The sequence below is a fragment of the Terriglobia bacterium genome, assembly GCA_020073085.1.
In the GTDB taxonomy this organism is placed as follows: domain Bacteria; phylum Acidobacteriota; class Terriglobia; order JAIQFV01; family JAIQFV01; genus JAIQFV01.
Genome location: JAIQFV010000003.1, coordinates 171,789 through 192,194 on the forward strand (window position 1 = coordinate 171,789; position 20,406 = coordinate 192,194).

Consider the following 20,406-nt stretch of genomic DNA (forward strand, 5'->3'; position numbering starts at 1 on the left):
CAACGCCTATTCTCCCGCCGGCTCCCCAAGGGGATTGCCAATCTGCAAATGGACCCTCCGTGCCAACCAGTCAAAGGCCAGGTAAATCACGGGGGTGGTATAAAGTGTCAGCAGTTGGCTGAGGACCAATCCGCCGACAATGGTGATGCCAAGAGGCCGGCGCAGTTCGGACCCGACCCCTGACCCGAGGGCCAACGGCAATCCACCGAGCAGCGCCGCCATGGTGGTCATCATGATGGGGCGAAAGCGCAACAGGCAGGCCTCGTAAATGGCATCGAGCGGCGACTTGCCCTCCTTGCGCTCGGCCTCGAGGGCGAAGTCGATCATCATAATGGCGTTCTTCTTCACGATGCCGATCAGCAGAATCATCCCGATGAGCGCGATGACGCTGAACTCCGTCTTGCACAATAGGAGCGCGAGAATCGCGCCGACGCCGGCCGAAGGGAGCGTCGAAAGAATCGTGATGGGATGAATGTAGCTTTCGTAAAGGATGCCCAAGACAATGTAGACAACGATGATTGCGGCCAGAATCAGGATGGGCTCGTTGGCGAGAGACGCCCGGAATGCAGCGGCCGTTCCCTGGAAACTCGTTTGAATGCTGGGGGGCATGCCGAGTTCCTGCTTGGCCCCGTCAATGGTGCTGACGGCCTCCCCCAGCGAAGTGCCCGGGGCCAGATTGAACGACAACGTGACCACCGGGAACTGCCCTTGATGGTTGATGGCCAGGGCGGTCGTGGAGGGCACAAATCGCGTGAAGGAACTCAGCGGGATCTGCTGGCCCGTCGTCGAGTGCACATAGATGTCCTTGAGCGAGTTGGGGTCTTTCTGAAACTCCGGAGCCACTTCCAGGACCACGTGGTACTGGTTGAGCTGGGTGAATATGGTGGAGACCTGCCGCTGACCAAAGGCATCGTAGAGCGTATCGTCAATGGTCTGCGGAAGAATGCCCAGCCGTGAGGCCGTGTCACGGTCAATCTCCAGGGTGGCGAGCAGGCCCAGGTTCTGCTGGTCACTGGCAACATCGCGCAATTCGGGAATCTTCTGCATCTTGTCGATCATGCGCGGCGTCCAGTAGGCGAGTTCCTTGGAGTCAACATCCTCGAGACTGTATTGAAATTGCGTGCGGCTGACGCGATCCTCGACGGTGAGATCCTGCACCGGCTGCATGAATAGCGTGATGCCCCCGACTTTCTGGAGCGCCGGCTGCAGTCGCCGGATGACATCCGAGGCCGAGAGCCGACGCTCCTCGAGCGGCTTGAGGTTGATTTGAATCCGCCCGCTGTTGACCGTGGTGTTTGCACCATCAATTCCGATGAACGAGGAGAGGCTTTCAACGGCGGGATCCTGGAGGATAACACGCGCCAACGCCTCCTGCCGCTGCGCCATCGCCGTGAAAGACACATTCTGCGGCGCATCCGACACTCCGAGGATGACCCCGGTGTCCTGTACCGGGAAAAAACCCTTGGGAACAAACACGTACAGGAGAATGGTTGCCACCAGCGTGCCCGCCGTGATGACCAACGTCGTTCCTCGATAGCGCAGGACAAATTGCAGCGTGCGTCCGTAAAAAGCGATGATCGCCTCAAACCACTCTTCCGACTTCCGGTAGAACCAGCTCTGCCTGTTCTTCTCGTCGCTCTTCAGCAGCTTGGCACACATCATCGGGGTGAGGGTCAACGACACAACCGCTGACACGAGGATCGTAACCGCCAAGGTGACTGCAAATTCACGGAACAGCCGGCCCACGATGTCGCCCATGAAGAGCAACGGGATCAACACCGCGATCAGAGACACCGTCAGCGAAACAATCGTAAACCCGATCTGCTCCGCTCCCTTGAGCGCAGCCTGAAGCGGCGATTCTCCCGCTTCGATAAAGCGGCTGATGTTCTCTATCATGACAATGGCGTCATCGACCACGAAGCCAGTGGAGATGGTCAGCGCCATCAGGGTGAGGTTGTTCAGGCTGTAGCCGAGCAGGTACATGACCCCGAAGGTCCCGACAATGGACAAGGGCACGGCAATGCTTGGGATGACGGTGGCGGAGACACTGCGCAAAAACAGGAAAATGACCATGACCACCAGCGCCACGGTCAACATGAGCGAGAACTGCACGTCCGCCACCGAGGCACGAATCGTCGTGGTGCGATCCGTCAGGGCATTGACCTTCACGGAGGCGGGCAGCGAAGCCTGCAGTACTGGGAGAAGCTTTTTCACCCGGTCAACCACCCCGATAATGTTGGCGCCCGGCTGCCGCTGGATATTGAGAATGACGGCGGGCTTGTCGTTGGCCCAGGCGGCCTGGTTGACATTCTCAGCACCATCGATGACCGAAGCCACGTCGCTCAGCCGCACGGGGGCGCCGTTGTGAAAGGCTACAATCAGGGGCCGGTAGTCGTTGCCCGAGGTAAGCTGGTCGTTTGCCCCGATGGTGTAGGCCTGCTGAGGTCCGTCAAAATTCCCTTTGGCTTGATCCACATTCGCCTGCCCCAGTGATACGCGAAGGTCTTCCAGACTCAATCCATAGGAGGCCAGGGCCGTCGGGTTCGCCTTGATCCGCACCGCCGGACGTTGGCCCCCGCTGATGCTTACCAGACCCACCCCGGGAAGCTGCGAAATCTTTTGCGCCAGGGTCGTGTCGGCCAGGTCCTCCACTTTGGAAAGCGGCAAAGAATCGGACGTGAGTGCGAGCGTCAAGATGGGGGCGTCGGCAGGATTGATTTTGGAATAGATCGGGGGATTGGGCAGGTCGCGAGGTAAGAGCTGGGAAGCGGCGTTGATCGCCGCCTGGACTTCCTGCTCGGCCACGTCAATATTGAGGTCGAGCACGAACTGCAAAGTGATAATCGAGCTCCCGAACGAGCTCGTGGACGTCATCTGGTTCAGGCCGGGGATCTGGCCGAACTGCCGTTCCAAGGGGGAGGTGACCGATGACGCCATCACGTCCGGGCTGGCGCCGGGATAAAATGTAACGACCTGGATGGTGGGATAATCGACCTGCGGCAATGCCGAAACCGGCAGTTGCCTGTATGCCACGAACCCCGCGAGCAAAATTCCCACCATCAACAGGCTGGTGGCCACAGGCCGTAAAATGAATGGCCTCGATGGACTCATTGCGACCGTCCCCCGGCACCTCTGGCCCCACCGCGCCCGCCTTGACCACCTCTTTGACCGCCTCCGGGTCCGCCCGCCCCAGCCGTTCCACCGGTCGGCGTCCGGGCATCAATCTTGCTTCCGTCTTGCAGCTTGTCCTGCCCGTCAACCACAACCGATTCTCCGGGCCGGAGCCCTTCGTTGATCCCCACGTAACTGCCCGAGGTCAAAGCGATCGTCACAGGACGGATTTTCGCGGAGTCGCCACCCGTGACGACATAGACGTATGCTCCCTGTGGACCGCGCTGGATTGCCGCAGCAGGGACAACGGTGAGGCCGCGGCGGGTATCAACCAGCAGGTGGACGTTGACGAACTGATTCGGGAAAAGGACGTTGTCTTCGTTCCCAAAAACGGCCTTCAGCTTGTAGGTCCCGGTATTGGGATCGATTTGATTGTCGATCGTGAGGAGCGTTCCGCTGGCCAGTTTTGTCGTGTTGTCGCGGTCGTAGGCGTCGGCAGGAAACTTCACTCCGTCACGCAGTTTCTTGTAGACCAGCGGGAGCTGATCCTGCGGGAGCGTGAAGATCACCGCAATCGGCTGAAGTTGCGTGATGACCACCAGACCGTTGGGATCGTTGGCGTGAATGATGTTGCCCTGGTCGACCAGGCGGAGACCAATCCGACCGCCGATGGGCGCCGTGATTCGACAGTAGGTCAAATTCAGTTTCTGATTGTTGATCTGTGCCTGGTCCGCGCGAACGGACCCTTCGAGCTGATTCACCAGAGCACTTTGCGTATCGAATTGCTGCCGTGGGGTAACCCCCTCCTGCGATAATTTTTGATATCTTGCATAATCGATTCGGGCCCCATCCAGCTGGGCCTGGTCCTTCGCCAGTTGCCCTTGCATCTGGTCCAACGCCACCTGGTAAGGGCGTGGATCAATTTGAGCAAGAAAATCTCCAGCCCGCACGAATTGGCCTTCGCGAAACACCACCTCGACGAGTTGTCCGTCCACCCGACTCTTCACGGTAACTGTGTTGAAGGCCGTGACCGATCCCAAACCCTCCAGATAGACAGGGACATCTCTACTTTCTACCGGGGCCACAGCAACAGGCACTGCACGTCCTGCGCCCGGGCCCGGCTTCCCTGCGGACGCCTCCTGAGAGCGCGCTCTCAGCTTGTAGGCACCCCAGGCGACTCCAGCCAAAAGGATCAGGATCAGGAGCCAAAGCCAATAGCGTTTGTGCGCGCGCACCTTCATTTCCTCCTCTTTGACGCTTGGTGGAATTCGGGTATTACTCCCCTCCAGGGGACTATAGGCGGACATCATGGCACCTTTGATATATAAAAAGTTCGAATTTATCATGACGCAAACCGGACGTCCATCGTTACATCGAAGAACCGAGTCCGGGGCCGTGGGGTGAAGACAGCGAAAAACTGCTGCCCCCTTCCACTACCGTCCTTTACAAACTACTCCTGATTTTAACCCTGCCTCTCGTTTACCCGTTCCATCGTCCATAGAATGATCTTTTGGACTTGATATGTTCAATACTTCTAGTATTATTGAAATATGAAGAAGCCACCTGTCAACAGCCCATTCAATGACATTATCCGGTACGCCGACATGCTGGCCGCCATGGGAACCGAGTCCCGACTCCATATTGTAAGGCTGCTACTGGCTGCACATCCGGACGGCATGGTGGTCGGTGAGATTCAAGAGGAATTGGGGATTTCACCCTCTAACCTGTCACATCATCTGGAAAAACTCAAACACGAGGACCTCGTCCAGGTAACCCGGGAAGGCACATTCCTGCGTTACCGGGCGAATACCGAAGCCCTGAAAGAACTCCTGACCTTTCTGTATGCTGAATGCTGCACGCGCTCAAAGGCCATCGACCCCGATCAAATCGTTCAACTTTCCACCTAGGAGGAACAATGGAGAACCCGAATATCAAGGAAGTGGTAAAACAGAAGTACGGTCAGGCTGCTTTGAGGGTAGTCGGAGGCGCCAAGACCTCCTGTTGCAGCCCGGTCTCGACCTCCGTCTCGGTGTGCGATGACCCCATCACAAGCAGACTTTACGATCTGGAGCAGACGAGCGGGCTGCCTGACACGGCAGTGCTGGCCTCCCTGGGCTGTGGCAATCCGACTGCCCTCGCCGAGCTGAATCCTGGTGAGACCGTCCTCGATCTGGGTTCAGGCGGGGGCATTGATGTCCTCCTGTCCGCCAAACGCGTCGGTCCCGCCGGGAAGGCGTACGGTCTGGACATGACCGATGAAATGCTGGCGCTGGCAAACGAAAACAAGCGGAAAGCCGGAATCGATAATGTTGAGTTCCTCAAGGGTGAAATCGAGCGCATCCCACTGCCGGATAATTCCGTGGATGTCATCATCTCAAATTGCGTGATCAATCTCTCGGCCGATAAGGACCGGGTGCTCGCGGAAGCATTTCGGGTGCTGAAGCCGGGCGGAAGGTTTGCCGTCTCCGACGTGGTGACTCGAGGCGAAATCCCTTCCGACATCCGGAAGAGCGTGTTGCTCTGGGTGGGCTGTGTGGCGGGAGCGCTGGACGAGAACGAGTATCGAGGAAAATTGAGAAAGGCGGGTTTTGAAGACATCGACCTGGAACCTACGCGCATCTATCGGGTGGCCGATGCCCTGAACTTTTTGACTGATCAGGGGATCGACGTGGCGGTCATCGGCCCGCAAGTGGACGAGAAGTTCATGAGCGCCTTCATTCGTGCCCGTAAGCCGGTAGACAGCAGGTGATCACTGGCGAACACTATCGCGACCAGTTCGAGGCGTCTACGGCCGATACAACTTCGACTGGATTGAACCCGGAACCCGCGGCCGTTTTGAATCAAATCGGAATCGATATATTCCGGACAGTGACGTAAGGCCATGCAGGAATTGTCTGGACAGCTTCTCTCGGTTTTATGCAAAATGCGGGATGACACCCGGAAGAGCATCCTTGACTTCATGGGGGAAACTTGGATCAAAAGACCTGATTCTGAGAAATCCTCTGTTCCATGCCGTGGAGGCTACTGGTCGTTCACGGCAAGCTATTTGTAACGAACCATTCGGTGATTTCCGTCCACCATTGTTAGCGAAGCGTTGTTTTCAATTTAACTGCAAGGGTTGAAGGGCCAGGGCGCGAATTTCGGCATGACGCGGATGGTTTGGGATGCGGAAGGGAACACAACGCTGCAGCATTGATCCATGGAGGAAATGATGGCATTTGCTGTTGATTTCCGGGACGACGGACGGACGTTGCTGTTGTCGGGCACGGGAGTCGTGACCGGGCGCGAAATCATTCATGTGAAAGAAACGCTCCTGACTCAACAGGAGCAGGTGCGCAGTGTTACCCGGGCCATGGTCCTTTTCGCCGAAGTAACGGTCTTGGAGGTTTCGACCGAAGAAATCCGCCGGGTCGTCGGATTGGATCAGCAACTGGCAAGGCTGGCCCCTCACCTCGCTGTGGCCATCGTGGCTCCCAAGGATTACATGTTTGGCCTTGCGCGCACCTGGGAAGCCCTGGTCGACGGCGCCGGTTGGCAGACAGGTGTCTTTCAGACCCGTTCGGATGCAGCGGCCTGGCTGGAGGCGGTCCAGATAACACCCGGGTAGACACTGTTGCCACGTTACAACGCCTGGCTACATGATTCCATTCAAACGGTAATGCCTTTGGAGTGCGCAAGCTTGCCTGCGCATTGCTTCGGCCTCGCCTGTTATCCTGAAGGGGCAATCAGGACCTACAACGTGACATCCATTGAAGGAGAGTTCGAACGGATTGTTTGGGCTGCGATGTGGTATATTCTCCCCTGAAAAAACCATGAAATTCCTCGGCGGAAGAGTAGCCCTCGTCACTTGGGCCAATCGATGAAGGACCAGCTTGTTCCCATCGATCGCGCGGGGAGCATATCAGGTGTGCAGTCAATGAATGGAGCTCTATGACTGGTGGTCCGGACCTCTTCCACGGGATAATCGGGGAAATCTGGTATAGGCTTCAGTGCGTTCGGCATCTTCGCATTCTGGCCGCCTCGGAAGGCCCTTCGGAAATCCATTGGAGTGGAAGTGGGGACGGAACCGTCAACGTCCAGGACAATGGTCCTCTGGTCATTTTCAATGAAACAGGGATCTGGCGCACCGGGCAGGTGGGTGAAGTGCACTTCGGGAATGTGTATCGCTGGTCGCGTGCTCAGGACCACATTGGACTGGAGCATCTGCTTCAGAGGGCTAGGGTATGACGACCCAAAAACTCACTCCCACAATTCGACTGGGCACGGTGGATGATGCCAGCCTGCTGGCGGAGCTTGGAGCGCGGACCTTCCACGACACTTTTGCGGCCGACAATGCGCCTGAAGACATGGCGGCTTACCTGGCCTCCTCATTCAGCCCCGAGAAGCAAGCGGCGGAGCTGGTTGAGCCGGATGTCACCTTTTTCATCGCTGAATTCGAAGGAGCGGCAGCAGGATATGCCCAGATACGAGCAGGGGAGGTTCCGGCCTGTGTCGCCCATCGCAGGTCGATTGAATTGGTTCGCATGTATGTGTCAAGGGAATGGTTCGGTCGGGGCGTGGGCGAGGCTTTGATGGAGGCTTGTATCGAGGCCGCCGGCCACGCAGGATATCAATCGATGTGGTTGGGCGTGTGGGAGCGCAACGGGCGGGCGCAGGCTTTCTACCGCAAATGGAACTTTCAGGTTGTTGGCCAGCATGTCTTCCAGTTGGGTTCCGATCCTCAGGCCGACTTCCTCATGGAGCGCTCCCAGTCATGAAATCGTTCTACGTCCCCCTGCTATTAACGATCGGTGGCAGCATCCTCTACCATGTCGCCCAGAAATCTCTCCCCAGGACAACCAACCCGCTGATCACCATGATGCTTGCCTATGCCTTGGGAATCTTGATCTTCGTTGTGTGCACCGTTTTCTATCATGATCCCAGGCCGTTCTTAGATTCTGTCCGGGAATTGAATTGGGCGGTTTTCGTGGTCGCCTTAGGAGCGGCCTCCATTGAGATCGGTTTTTTGCTGGCCTACCGGGTCGGCTGGAATATCAGCATCGCCCCGGTGGCCTCCAGCGTCGCAGTCGCACTGTTACTCATCCCGATAGGACTGATCGCTTTTAAAGAGCATCTGTCGATTGCGAATGTCCTTGGGATCATGTTTTGTGTCGTGGGCTTGATTCTTGTGACGCGCAAATGAAAGTTTAATCTTTTCACGTAGCCTTGCCGACCGATGTTGAGGCTGGCAGGCCAGGAGGAGTGACGATATGCCAGAGGTCGCCATCGGTGTCGCGGTTGGGCATGTTCTTGCGGTACTCCGAGAGGGATTTGAAGGACCGGGACGTTGGAATTATTTTTCAGACCGAAGCGCGGTCGCGGGCCTGTTCCGGACCCTTGCCCGTGTTAGCGCGGGCGAGGCGTCGCGCCCATGGGGTGGAACCTCCATCGCGGCCCACGTGCACCACTTGACATTTGGATTGACGGCCTCGACGGCGTGGATACAGGGCGACCGGATGCCGCGGGATTGGGCTGAGAGTTGGAGCGTCAGCTCGGTGGACGATGCCGCGTGGGCCGGCATGTTGGAGAAGCTGCGCGCAGGCTATGACGAACTGCGCCAATCCGTCGAGACCAAGGCCGCCTCCAGTGCCGAGTCCATGGGAGGAGCCATCGGGGTGATCGCCCACGTTGCTTATCACGTGGGCGCCATCCGCCAGAAACTTGCCTGCAGCCGGCAAAGCTGAATGCCTTTTGGCTTCACCGGGCGCCGCCTGATTTCCCATGCCATCCATCAGTGTCGATGATCCTTATGGGCGTGAGCATCACGTGATGAAGTTCAGGGTGTCTTCGTACTTGATGAGGGAGAAGCGATAGGGCTTATCAGGGTCGGCAGACTGGAACAGGAGAGCGGGATGTTTGAACGATACACAGAGAAGGCCAGGCGCGTGATCTTCTTTGCCCGGTATGAAACCAGTCACCTGGGGGCGCAATCGATAGAGACGGAGCACTTGCTTCTCGGCCTTTTGCGTGAGGACTCGGCGCTGGTTCGCCGCTTTCTTCCCCCCAGCGAATCAATTGAAGCTGTCCATTTAGACGTTCAGGAGCGCGCCGCCAGGTATGACCTGAAAGTGTCCACATCTGTCGATTTGCCCCTGACTCAGGAATCCAAGCGGGTTCTCATGTATGCTGCCGAAGATGCGGAGGCGTTGTCTCATAAAGAGATTGACACGGCACACCTTTTGCTTGGACTGCTCCGGGAGGAGAGCTGCGTGGCGTCGGAGGTCCTTCGAGCGCATGGCGTCGAATACTTTTCCGTCCTCGCACAGCTCGAGCGGGACAGATCTCTTAGGTCTGGCGGCCGGGACTCCTCAATACCAACCCAGGGTTTTGTGCCGGACAAGGAAACAGCAGTCAGGGTCGCCGAGGCCGTGTGGATCGGGCTCTACGGTCAAAAGGGAATTGAGTTGCAAAAACCGTATAAGACTGAACTTGAAAACGGAGTATGGACGGTGACGGGCACCTATCTCGATCAGACAACTTCGCGTGTGGCGACAGCAAGAATTTCCAAAAGGGATGGGACGATCCTGGGGACCGCCCTGGATGAATGAATGTGCAATCCCAAATTAATCAGTCGCCGGGGACAAGCTCCCTGGTCCGCTAACGAGAGAGGGGAAAAGACGTCATGGCAATCTCAGATCCCATTCAACATATCGTGGTTCTCATGCTTGAAAATCAGTCCTTCGACCGGATGCTGGGCTGTTTGAAGTCGAGTTATCCGTCGATGGAAGGGGTGGAGCCGGACGCGCCGCAATGTAACCCTGACTTTCCGGCCACAAATCCTCCCCTATGTCAGGCCAGCACCACATCCGACGGCGTGAACCCTGACCCCAATCATGGGGTGGATAGCGTTTTGAGACAGATCGATGGTCCATGCCAGGGATTCGTGGCGGATTATGCGCAGGCCCACCCGCAGACGACGACCGCCCAACGCCAGGAGATCATGGCGTACTACAAACTCGGGTCGCTGCCGGTGATCCACGCATTGGCCCGGTCGTTCGGTGTCTGTGATCACTGGTTCTCTTCGGTGCCCGGGCCCACCTGGACGAACCGGTTTTTTGTACACAGTGGAACTTCATTGGGCTGGGTCAAGATGCCTAACGGAATGCATGATCCAAACATTCATGTTTGGGACCAGACCACCGTCTACGACCGGCTCAGCGAAAAGGGCATTTCGTGGAAAATTTACTATCACGACTTCCCGCATTCACTCCTCCTGGTACGCCAGCTGGAACACCCCTTTGGCTACAGCCGCATGGATACCTTCTTTCAGGATGCAAAGGGCCAGGCTTCTGAATTTCCACAATACTCTTTCATTGAGCCTGCCTATTTCGAACCCGAGGAAAACGACCAGCATCCACCGACCAGCATAACGAAGGGCGAAGTCCTGCTGGCGCAAGTTTACAATGGCCTTCGGGCGAACGCGGAACTGTGGTCGAGTACGCTTCTGGTCATTATCTATGACGAACATGGGGGCTTTTACGATCACGTCTCTCCACCCAGTGCATTTCCCCCGGACACGCATGCCGAAGAATATACGTTCGATCGTTTAGGGGTCCGCGTCCCAGCGCTTCTGGTGTCGCCCTGGGTGAAGGCTGGAGTCATCTCCACGATTCTGGACCATACCAGCTTATTGAAATACGCGACCGAGAAATGGGATCTTGGGTCCTTGGGAAACCGGACCGCATTCGCCAATTCGTTTGGGGAGGAATTTCAAACGCTCAGTTCTCCCCGAACCGATACACCCAGCTCCATCGCAGTCCCTCAGATTGCTCCTTCCCCCGCGTTGATGGCGGGACCGCCCACACCCCTGAGCCAGCATCAGCAGGCCCTGATCGCTTACGCTCAATACCTCGAGAGCCGGATGGCGCATCTTGAACCGCCCGAGACCATCGTCCGTCGAATGGTCGCACAAGCCGAAGGGCCGGAAAATCAGACCTCCATCGCCAAAGAGCGGGTGGAACGATTCTTGGAATTGAAGAGACTAGGCGCAAATCTGAGACCGGTCAACCCTGCGCGTTGATTTGAATCAGGTCCGGACTCCCTGGGGCTTGGGGATGCGGGAGGGGTTGGACCACCGTGTTCAGTGCCCCCGGTCGGTTCGAAGATGGGTTGGAGGAAGAGAAGGAGTTGAGCAATGTTCTTTGTCCGGACAACCACCCATGGGTTTATGGAAAGGTATTAGCCCATTCATAGCCGCATTGCCTTGTGAATCACACCCAACACCCACATCCAAATTCCCCCACCGGCAGGTGGGGGATCATTGAATTTCGGCCTATCACCCGACAACGGCTGACCTGAAAATCCCACCAGCGGTAGCTGGTGGATCGTTCAAATTCGACCTCTCCGTCGTAGGGTGCTCTGAGCAGAATGGCTTCGGGTCAAGTTTCCGAGGTCATCCGGAAACGGAAGGTGCTTTGTGAAACCATTAACAAGCTTAATACGTCTTCCTATATGATTAGACCTGCGGAGATGAGGAGGCTCTCTCCGCAGCCGCATCCGTCTCGACTTCCGAAGTGTCCGATAGGAATTTTCCGTTTATTGCTGCCAAACCCCGGGAGGCCTCAAGGTGATTTCTCCAAGTGTGCGTTGTCTTTTGAAATTGTCCTGGATTTGCGTCGTATGTGTGGTGTTCATAGGCTCGTTCGTTTTCCCCCTGGGACCACAAGGCAAGCCAACGAGTGGTGCATCCTCGGCATCCGCGGGCCAAAATCAGAAACAGGATATGGCACGTGCAGACCGCGAGGCGATCCATGGTCGAATCAGGGACCTGCAGTGCCAGCCGTTGAAAGACGTGGCGATCACCTCAGCGACCCTCAGACTGAAAACCTTCAGCGATGACCGGGGGGAATTCACAATCCATCCCGCCTCCCCCGACGGGCAGATCCGTTTCGATTTCGAGCTACCCGGCTATTATCCTGAGAGCTTAATTCTTGAATTTAGAAACCAAGATGCTGAAGTCGAGGTGACGCTCACACCGGTAAGAATCGTCAGACAAGAGGTCACGGTCGTGGCTTCCAGGCTGGATATTCCCTTAAGCACGACCCCGGCTGCAACCTCGCTGGTGGGGCCGGACACCCTCGATGCCATGTCACGCTCTGTCGCTGTGGATGAAGCGCTTCGTGGCATTCCCGGCGTTAAGGTCGATAACCAGGCCAATGGCGAGCGTGTGCATATGTCGATTCGAGGGCAGGGCATACTGACGGAGCGGGGAATTCGCGGCATCCAGGTGTTGCTTGATGGCCTTCCCTTGAATGACCCGACCGGCTTTGTTCCTGACTTGTTTGACGTCGATTGGGCCGGTGTCCAACAAATGGAAATCGTGCGTGGGCCGCTCGCTTTTCTTTATGGAGGAGGATCGGCCGGCGGCGTCATTGATATTCAAACTCGCGACGCTGGGAACACCTTTCACGGTGCACTTTCGACCTCCGGGGGCTCTAACGGTTTTTATAAGGGGCGCGGCGAGTTGTCGGGTCCCTTCTCGCACGGTTCTTTCTTCCTGGCGGGATCAAGAGATGCCGGCGACGGCTATCGGGATCACACCGCCTTCTGGTCGGACAACATCTATGGAAAACTCAGCTTTGATGTCACGTCCCGTCTTCGGCTGAATGCGCTTGTGATGGGTACCGGTTTCTTCAACCAGAATGCCGAAGGATTGAACCTCGCCTGGTTGCAACAAGATCGACGAATGGCCAATCCGGATGCCCTTACCTACAATGAATATCAGAAGACGATTCGCGGGACTGGCGGTTTGAGCGGGCAGTGGACGATCTCCGAAGGACAACGACTCTCCTTCACTTTTTACTCACGACGAACTCAGTACGACGAACCGGTTCCTTCCTCGGTCGCTCACCGCACATTGTTTTCCCCGGGTGGATCGAGCCAGTATGACCTGGAACAGGGGAGCGGTTGGGTCAAGAATCACCTCAGTCTGGGCTTTGACCTGGACGGTCAATTCATTGACGAATTTCGCCATCCAAATCTGGGAAACGCAGTTGAGGGCACAAGTCTGCTTTCCAACCAATCGATCACCCAGAACCGTGTGGCGGGATATGTGGTGGACCGGTTGGGACTGGGGACAAAATGGGCGCTGTTGCTTAGCATGCGCTTCGACCACATCGGTAATTCGCTCACGGACTACCTGAAATTTAACGGCCTCGACCTTTCAGGGGACAGGATCTTTAACCGCCGAACAGGCAGGGTGGGGGTCAATTGGAACCCTAAAGAGCAGATCGGCCTTTATGCCTCGTGGGGTCAGGGATTCTTGCCGCCGGCCACCGAAGAGCTCTACGCCAACCCGGCCGCCCTGGGTGGGTTCAACCAGTCCCTCATTCCTGCGACTTCTTCGGGTGCAGAAGTAGGGATCAGGGGCCACGTCAAGAACCGGTTTTACTTTGACTCCACCGTGTTTCGTCTCGATACGAAGAATGACTTCGAGCGGTACCGCGTGTCTTCACGGCCGCTTGAAACCTTCTATCGCAATGCCGGCCAAAGCCGCCGCTACGGACTGGAGACTTCGGTCCGATGGTTGCCGACCAGTCGCGTGACCTTCAATAGCTCGTACACCTATTCGCATTTCCTCTACACGCAGTATAACAGCATCACCTATCCCGGGAACTTGATTGGAAACCTGCTCCCCAATTCTCCAGTGCATCAATTCTTTGCAGAGGCCTCTTTTGATTTTCCACAAAAGCTGACTTTGAACGTCAGCACTCAAGCCTTCTCCCGGGCCTACATTGACGCGACCAATCGAACCTGGATCGACGGCTATGGTCTGCTGGACGCTCGCCTCAGCAGGACCTGGCAGCGGCGGAAGATCTATGCCACCGCCTTCGTTTACGGAAAGAATCTCACCGGCACCCGTTACATCGCCTTCACCGAGCCCGATCCCGACGGAAATTCCTACCAGCCCGGACCGGAGCGGGAGGTCTTTGCGGGGCTGCAGATCCGCTTCTAATCCATAGATTACGCTGATTTACGCAGATGGGTATGGGGTCAGGCTAGCTCGCGGATTAATCTCTGAATGCATGGGCCAGCCCAAAGAGGGAAGAAAGCGATAAACGCGACTCTTCTCGGACCGGTTCGAGGGACTGTCCCTAGGGACAGTCCCTTTTCTGACTGTCCCTAGGGACAGTCCCTTTTCTTACGGAGAAAATCTCACCGGCACCCAGTACATCGCCTTCCGAGAGCCCGATCCTGACGGGAATTCTTACCAGCCCGGTGCAGATCGAGAGGTCTTTGCGGGGTTGCAGATCCGTTTCTAATCCATAGATTACGCTGATTCACGCAGATGGGTATGGGGTCAGGCTACCTCGCGGATTAATCTCTGAATGCATGGGCCAGCCCAAAGAGGGAAGAAAGCGAGAAACGTGACTTTTCTTGGACTGATGCGAGGGACTGTCCCTAGGGACAGTCCCTAGGGACAGTCCCTTTCTTTCGGAAGCCTAGAAACAGAATTGCCATTGAACGATAGAGCTATGCTGCTTTAAAGGTGGCGACCCTTCCTGGAGCGCACGCCCCAGGCTATCCGCGTGCGGCGGGCCGCTCCGCGGCTTTGACAAGGAATCAGCCTCGAATTCGAGGGGACTAGACCAAAACCTCGGCTTCTTCTAGCACCGTTTGCTTCGAATCGGGTTGAGGCTTATAAACGAGGATGTTACCGAGGACCGTGATGGCAATGCTTTCACGACGATTGTCTCCTGGCGTGCCATCAGGCCGGTGAAAACTCACCACGTGCTCGTTGTAGTACTCGCCCCCACTATCCTTGCGGCGACAGAAGACCTCCACGGTAGACACCGAATCCTGCCTTCCATATTCCCGAGCCATCTGGATGATGCAGTCCGGTAAGGTTGTGGCGTCGGTGTCGACAAGCAGAAAAGGCGGATCGATGGGATTCCTCCGTTCCCTGTCTTTATCCGTCGTTTTGATTTCCAGGAGTTTCTCTCCACCCGCGGCAGGCAGCTTCGCGCGCAATGCATCACCCGCCTTCGATCGAAGTCTACGAACATCATCATCAGTTTTAGGAAAATTCATTGCTTTGATCATAGGATTGAATCCTTAATGAAAACAATCTTGAAAGATTAAACCTCTGTTTTGGTAGCCCTGATCCGCCGCCTTTTTGGCGGATCGCGGGTTTTTTGCGATCCCCATGGAAAACCCCGTGATGCCCGCCTCGGCGGACGGCATCACGGCTACCAAAGCTTGATTATTTCTGTTTCTTCCCTCCAGTGAGAAACTTATAGGCGTCGGCCTTGCCGGCAAAGCAGAATCCCATGTACGCGCCTTTGACATCCTCGAACGGTATTCCGGCCAGCGCCAAAGCCAATCTCTCGGCCGTGATGGGCAGGGCCTTGAGTCTCAGCCCGACGGCATCTTCGACCGCATTGGCCACCATTGCTGCTGCGGGAATCATCGTATGCTCGCCCACGCCTCTCGCTCCATAGGGGCCATCAGGCTGCGGGACCTCAACGATAATAGGAATGACCTCCTGCGGGATGTCCATTGAGGTTGGAATCTTGTAGTCGGTAAAGTTGGCGTTCAGGAGCTTGCCTTTTAGATCGTATCGCATGTCCTCGTAAAGGACCGTCGCTATTCCTTGAACCATCCCACCCATGATTTGGCTGTTGACAAGGTCTGGATTTACAGCTTTGCCGGCGTCAACCGCAAGTGTCGCCTTCAGAACCTTCATCTTGCCTGTTTCTTTGTCGACTTCGAGAGTCACCGCCGCGGCGCCGACGGTGTAATGGACGTTGGGATGGCCACCTTGGCTTGTTTCCGGATCGCTTAGAGCCGATGTGAATTCGGGCATGAAGATACCGCTGCCGAGAATGGGGCCTCCGATGAAGTTTCCTTTCGGCGTCTGGATTCCGCTGATGACGAAATCTTTGAATGAGAGTGCAAACTCCGGATGAGTCCGGCACCGGACCTTCTCATCCTCGAGGTAGAGGTCGTCTTTGGCGAAGCCATGCACCCGATTCACCACCTCGAACATCTTCACTCGCATGTCGATTGCAGCGGCCTTCACGGCATTGCCGCAACCCCAGGTGACGTGGGAACCGACGGTCTGCCACTCATAAGCGTTGCGATCGGTGTCGGGGGGCTCAACCCGGATTTTTGAAGGAGGCACGGTGAGGACCTCAGCCGCGATCTGCGCCATTACTGTCAGATAGCCCTGGCCGATTTCCATCCCGGATACGCTGATGTTCACGCTCCCATCTTCATTGAATTTAATAAAAGCCGCAGAGGCCGCGTTGGGAGGCATCGCCGGCGCCTTCCAGAAACAGGCGAATCCTTTTCCGATTGATTTATTGGGATCCTTGGACACCTCTTTCTTCCCCCACCCAATCTCCCGGGCGACCTTGTCGATCGCCTCCGCGAGTCCGCTGGGATTCATCTTCGCCCCGTAAGCCAGGGTGTCTCCTTCGCGGATCGCATTTCGTTTGCGAAATTCGACCGGATCCATGCCGATCTTCTTTGCGATTGCAGTGATATGGGATTCCAGCCCAAAATGGAACTCCGAGTAGCCAAACCCGCGATAGGGGCCGCCCGGCGGCAAATTGGTGTACACACAAACGGAATCGATCTTGACGTTCGGGATGCGGTACGGACCAGTCGCCGAAAGTCCTACGGCATTCACGACATTGGCGCCATATTCGACATAGGCCCCCGCGTCCCAGTGAAGGGTATGCTCAATGGCGGTCATGGTGCCGTCTTTCTTCACGCCCATCTTGATCCGGGCGATGACACCCTGGCGTTGGTAAGTGTTGTAGAACTCCTGGGCCCTTGACCAGCGAAGCTTTACCGGGTTTCCTTTCACCATGGCAGCCAGCGCCACGCCCATGATCTCCATCGAGACCCCTGCTTTGCCTCCGAAGCCGCCCCCGACGTAGGGGGTGACGACGCGGATATCCTTATGAGATATCCCCAGGGGAGCAAGGGCCTGCGCGAACACGTGACGCTGCGTGTAAGGAGATTGGGAGGCCGACCAGAGGGTCATCCGTCCTGACAAATCGTAGAGACCGACAATCGCATGGGGCTCAATAGCGCAATGGGCGTAGCGCGGAACTGTATAAGTGTCCTCGAAGGTGACCTCGGCCTCCTGAAAGCCCTTCTCGAGATCCCCCTTCCGGGTTTTACGACGATGCGCGATATTAGTCCCCGCTTCGGGAAAGAACCAGGGACAGCGAGGATAGCTGCCCAAATCCTTGTGAACCAGCACGGCCTCTGGCTTCAGTGCCTTCTCGAGATCGAGAACCGGCTCGAGCTCCTTATAAACCACCTTCACCAGTTTGGCGGCGCGTTTTGCGGTCTGCGCATCGCGCGCAATGACAGCCGCCACCTGCTCCCCCACGAATCGCACGCGGTCAGTTGGGAAAATGTAACGGTCCTGCATGTACAGACCGAACCGGTAGGGAAAATCTTTCCCAGTGACGATACGGACTACGCCGGGTACCTTTTCGGCCTCGGAGGTCTCAATGCGCTTGATCAACGCGTGCGCGTATGGGCTTTCGACGATCTCCGCATGAAGAAGATTGGGTCCGAACTCCAGGTCATCCACAAACCTCGCGGCCCCGGTGATCTTGTCGAGTCCGTCAATCCGCTCGGTCGACTCTCCGACGTATTTAAGTTGTGTCATAGGCTTTTCGGCGCTTTCTTTTGGACATCAACAATTGCTTCAATGATTGACTGGTAACCTGTGCAACGGCAGAGATTACCGGAAAGAGCTTCTTTGATATCCCGTTCCGTCGGATGGGGATTTTCTCCAAGAAGTTCGGTGGCAGCCAGCACCACACCGGGAGCACAGAATCCGCATTGAAACGAATTGTGCTCGAGCATGACCTGTTGGACCGGCGTCAGTGACCCTTTGCTTAAGCCCTCGACGGTCACAATTTCATGGCCGTCTGCCTCGATCGCCAGGATAAGACAGCTTCGGACAGTCTTGCCGTCCAAAAGAATCGTGCAGGCGCCGCAGTCTCCCCGCTCGCAACCGATTTTCGGACTTTTCACGCCGAGATTTTCGCGAAGAACATCGAGCAGGATATCGTTGGGCTGCACCTCCAGGGTGCGCGTCTCATTGTTGAGCTCCAATGTGATTTGTTTTTTCATGAATTCCACCTAATACAAACGTTGGAAATAGAGTTACATGGGGCAATTGTGGAATCTTCGCGGTGGGGGTGTCCGCCCCGGCGGACGCCCCTACCGGGAATCAAGTGCGATTTTGTGATATTTTCAATGGCGTTCGCACTAGATCACGCTTGACCCGTATTCGGGCCCATTGCCCTCCAGCCTCGACGTTGCCGCCCGCAGGCCTCGTCTCAACATGACACCGATCATGTGAGCCCGGTATTCGCGTGTCGCTCGAATGTCGGTAATCGGCGCGATTTCCTCCGGAATAAGCCGCATGACCTCTTCCAGAAGTGTGTCGGACAACGCTTTGCCCTCAAGGTGCGCCTCGATTTTAGGAGCACGGATCGGACGCGGCGCCACAGACCCGAATGCGACTCGATAACTGTTTCCCGCCAGGGCAAGGACTGCCATGCTGGCCTGAGCGAGGTCGCCCCCCTCGTATCGCTTCAGTTTGACAAAGCATGCCGCGTGTTTCTTCTTCGGAAGGGGGATGGCCAGCCCGGTGACGATTTCGCCCCTCTTCAGGGCGGTATTCCGCGGCCCTGTGAACCAGTCGGCGATCGAAATCTTGCGCTTGCGCACAGGCCCCGTGACAAGGACAGAGGCATCGTAAATCAGGAGAATCGGCCCGCTGTCGCAGCAGGGAACTGCAGAGCAGATGTTGCCGACCATGGTCGCCCGGTTCCGAATACCGACCGAAGCCACCCATTCTGTCATTTCCCGAATGACCGGAAATCTCTTTTCAATGATGGGGGAGTGCCTCAAGTCGCTGAAGGTGACCAGGGCTCCGACGGAAAGGATGTTGTTCTTCAGTTCAATCTGATCGAGACCCGCGAGCCCTTTGAGATCGATGACAACCTCCGGCTTGACCGCATCCTCTGCTATCAGGGCGACAAGATCGGTTCCTCCCGCAAGAAGCTGGGCGCGGCTTCCATATCGAGCGAGCGTTTTGACCACCTCGATCAGCCGGTGTGGCTTTATGTATTCGAATTGATGCGCAATGGCCATGATGAGATCCTTATTCTAATTGCTGAATACTTGCGAACAGGTGTTAGGTAATAGGTGATAGGTGTTAGGGGCCAAGTGTCGGTTGACAGACAGGAGTCAAATCGAAGACCGGAGCCATTGAACAGGAACATTGCAGGGCACTTGCTAAGATCTGTCAAAGGATTATGGAGAATGAACCGCGGTTCCCCGACAACCGAACGCCCTGAGCTCATATCTACCAGTTCGCCCCATACATCTACTACCCATAATCTATTACCTATCGCCTACCACCTATCACCTATTCCCTACTTCGGCGGAAGCAGAGCCACGATGCGACACATCGCGGATTCCATCTCGATTCCACGCAGTGGGAAACAACCAATCCAGACCCTCTGGTTGCTGACCTTGTCGATCTCGCCGCCCAGATTCTCGGCGTGGACCAATTTTTTCGGAAAAAGCTTGAGGTGCATGACCTGGTAATACTTCTCCGGCGGAAACATCTGATCCCAGGCCTTCCCATACTTCCCCTGGAGTTTCTTCTCGGCCTCGGCAAATCGCGCCGGGTGCCAGTTGCGGATGATCGTGTTCATCGGATGATCGGCGCTGCCGCAGTCCACGCCAATCCACTTTAACTTCATATCGAGCGCCCATTCATGGAATTTGGGGTCCGGGCCGGGGTGCTTCACGAAATAACGGATCTCGTCGGAGCCCTTCTGATCCCAGGCGTAGCGGTGGTAGCCGGTATTGATGATGAGGATATCTCCCTTCTTGACCTTGACCTTTCGGGTGATCATTTCAGGAGAATAGAGGTCGTAGTCGCCAGCCTCTTTGGAGATGTCAGCGATGGCCCCGGGACCGATCCATTCATCAATCGGGACCTGGCCAATGGCTCGCCCGCTGGCGTGGAAGTGGATCTCCCCGTCCATGTGGGTGCCCACATGATTGCTGGTGGTGATGATCTGTCCGTTCGCGCCCTGTCCCATGTGGGCACCCGCAATGCGCTTGAAGTATTGGATGCCCAACGGCATGTAACTCGGCCACGGCGGGGTGTGAATGCTCAACCGCTGCGTCAGATCGTAAACCCGTACCTTGTCCATGAATTGCAGGAATTGCTCTGTGTTCATATGACCTCGCTTAGTAATGCGT

At 56.4% G+C, this 20,406-nt stretch carries 17 protein-coding genes; 10 read left to right on the forward strand and 7 right to left on the reverse strand.

All coding sequences use genetic code 11. The features are described 5' to 3' along the window. Positions 1-6: 6 nt before the first annotated feature. Together LAO21_05050 and LAO21_05055 are read right to left on the reverse strand one after the other, a co-directional pair. Complete coding sequence (locus tag LAO21_05050; protein MBZ5552066.1) at positions 7-3,111, reverse strand: MdtB/MuxB family multidrug efflux RND transporter permease subunit; 3,105 nt, start codon at positions 3,109-3,111, stop codon at positions 7-9. Beyond that, positions 3,108-4,421, reverse strand: coding sequence for an MdtA/MuxA family multidrug efflux RND transporter periplasmic adaptor subunit (locus tag LAO21_05055; protein MBZ5552067.1), 1,314 nt, complete (start codon positions 4,419-4,421; stop codon positions 3,108-3,110). Before LAO21_05055 ends, LAO21_05050 begins: the two co-directional genes overlap by 4 nt. 240 nt (positions 4,422-4,661) lie before the next feature. Between LAO21_05055 and LAO21_05060 the strand changes: the two genes are divergently transcribed. The 10 genes from LAO21_05060 (at position 4,662) to LAO21_05105 (ending at position 14,104) form a co-directional block, all read left to right on the forward strand. Next, positions 4,662-5,018 (forward strand): metalloregulator ArsR/SmtB family transcription factor, encoded by a 357-nt coding sequence (locus tag LAO21_05060; protein MBZ5552068.1) that lies wholly within the window; start codon positions 4,662-4,664, stop codon positions 5,016-5,018. An 8-nt stretch (positions 5,019-5,026) separates the two neighbouring features. After that, complete coding sequence (locus tag LAO21_05065; protein MBZ5552069.1) at positions 5,027-5,860, forward strand: arsenite methyltransferase; 834 nt, start codon at positions 5,027-5,029, stop codon at positions 5,858-5,860. A gap of 462 nt (positions 5,861-6,322) precedes the next feature. Then, a complete protein-coding gene (locus LAO21_05070) occupies positions 6,323-6,718 on the forward strand; it encodes a hypothetical protein (GenBank protein ID MBZ5552070.1) in 396 nt (131 codons plus the stop codon). A gap of 323 nt (positions 6,719-7,041) precedes the next feature. Further along, positions 7,042-7,338: a hypothetical protein gene (locus LAO21_05075; protein ID MBZ5552071.1), complete on the forward strand. Its 297-nt coding sequence runs from the start codon at positions 7,042-7,044 to the stop codon at positions 7,336-7,338. Further along, the gene (locus LAO21_05080; GenBank protein ID MBZ5552072.1) at positions 7,335-7,868 is read left to right on the forward strand and encodes a GNAT family N-acetyltransferase; all 534 of its coding nucleotides are present in this window, start codon (positions 7,335-7,337) and stop codon (positions 7,866-7,868) included. The genes LAO21_05075 and LAO21_05080 overlap by 4 nt, the downstream gene beginning before the upstream one ends. Further along, positions 7,865-8,293: a DMT family transporter gene (locus tag LAO21_05085; protein MBZ5552073.1), complete on the forward strand. Its 429-nt coding sequence runs from the start codon at positions 7,865-7,867 to the stop codon at positions 8,291-8,293. The genes LAO21_05080 and LAO21_05085 overlap by 4 nt, the downstream gene beginning before the upstream one ends. A 67-nt stretch (positions 8,294-8,360) precedes the next feature. Beyond that, positions 8,361-8,834: a DinB family protein gene (locus LAO21_05090; GenBank protein ID MBZ5552074.1), complete on the forward strand. Its 474-nt coding sequence runs from the start codon at positions 8,361-8,363 to the stop codon at positions 8,832-8,834. Positions 8,835-9,002: 168 nt separating this feature from the next. Then, a complete protein-coding gene (locus tag LAO21_05095; protein MBZ5552075.1) occupies positions 9,003-9,698 on the forward strand; it encodes a hypothetical protein in 696 nt (231 codons plus the stop codon). A 74-nt stretch (positions 9,699-9,772) separates the two neighbouring features. Next, complete coding sequence (locus LAO21_05100; protein ID MBZ5552076.1) at positions 9,773-11,170, forward strand: phospholipase; 1,398 nt, start codon at positions 9,773-9,775, stop codon at positions 11,168-11,170. Between the two features lie 702 nt (positions 11,171-11,872). Further along, positions 11,873-14,104, forward strand: coding sequence for a TonB-dependent receptor (locus LAO21_05105; GenBank protein MBZ5552077.1), 2,232 nt, complete (start codon positions 11,873-11,875; stop codon positions 14,102-14,104). 629 nt (positions 14,105-14,733) lie between these two features. Here the strand turns inward: LAO21_05105 and LAO21_05110 are convergent. From LAO21_05110 to LAO21_05130, 5 genes are all read right to left on the reverse strand, one after another. Next, the gene (locus tag LAO21_05110; GenBank protein MBZ5552078.1) at positions 14,734-15,180 is read right to left on the reverse strand and encodes a hypothetical protein; all 447 of its coding nucleotides are present in this window, start codon (positions 15,178-15,180) and stop codon (positions 14,734-14,736) included. 172 nt (positions 15,181-15,352) lie between these two features. After that, positions 15,353-17,782: a xanthine dehydrogenase family protein molybdopterin-binding subunit gene (locus tag LAO21_05115; GenBank protein MBZ5552079.1), complete on the reverse strand. Its 2,430-nt coding sequence runs from the start codon at positions 17,780-17,782 to the stop codon at positions 15,353-15,355. Further along, a complete protein-coding gene (locus LAO21_05120; GenBank protein ID MBZ5552080.1) occupies positions 17,779-18,252 on the reverse strand; it encodes a (2Fe-2S)-binding protein in 474 nt (157 codons plus the stop codon). The genes LAO21_05115 and LAO21_05120 overlap by 4 nt, the downstream gene beginning before the upstream one ends. Positions 18,253-18,390: 138 nt before the next feature. Then, positions 18,391-19,281, reverse strand: coding sequence for a xanthine dehydrogenase family protein subunit M (locus LAO21_05125; protein MBZ5552081.1), 891 nt, complete (start codon positions 19,279-19,281; stop codon positions 18,391-18,393). Between the two features lie 284 nt (positions 19,282-19,565). Further along, positions 19,566-20,384 carry a cyclase family protein gene (locus tag LAO21_05130; protein ID MBZ5552082.1) on the reverse strand — a complete coding sequence of 273 codons (819 nt, stop codon included), beginning with the start codon at positions 20,382-20,384 and terminating at the stop codon, positions 19,566-19,568. Positions 20,385-20,406: the final 22 nt, after the last annotated feature.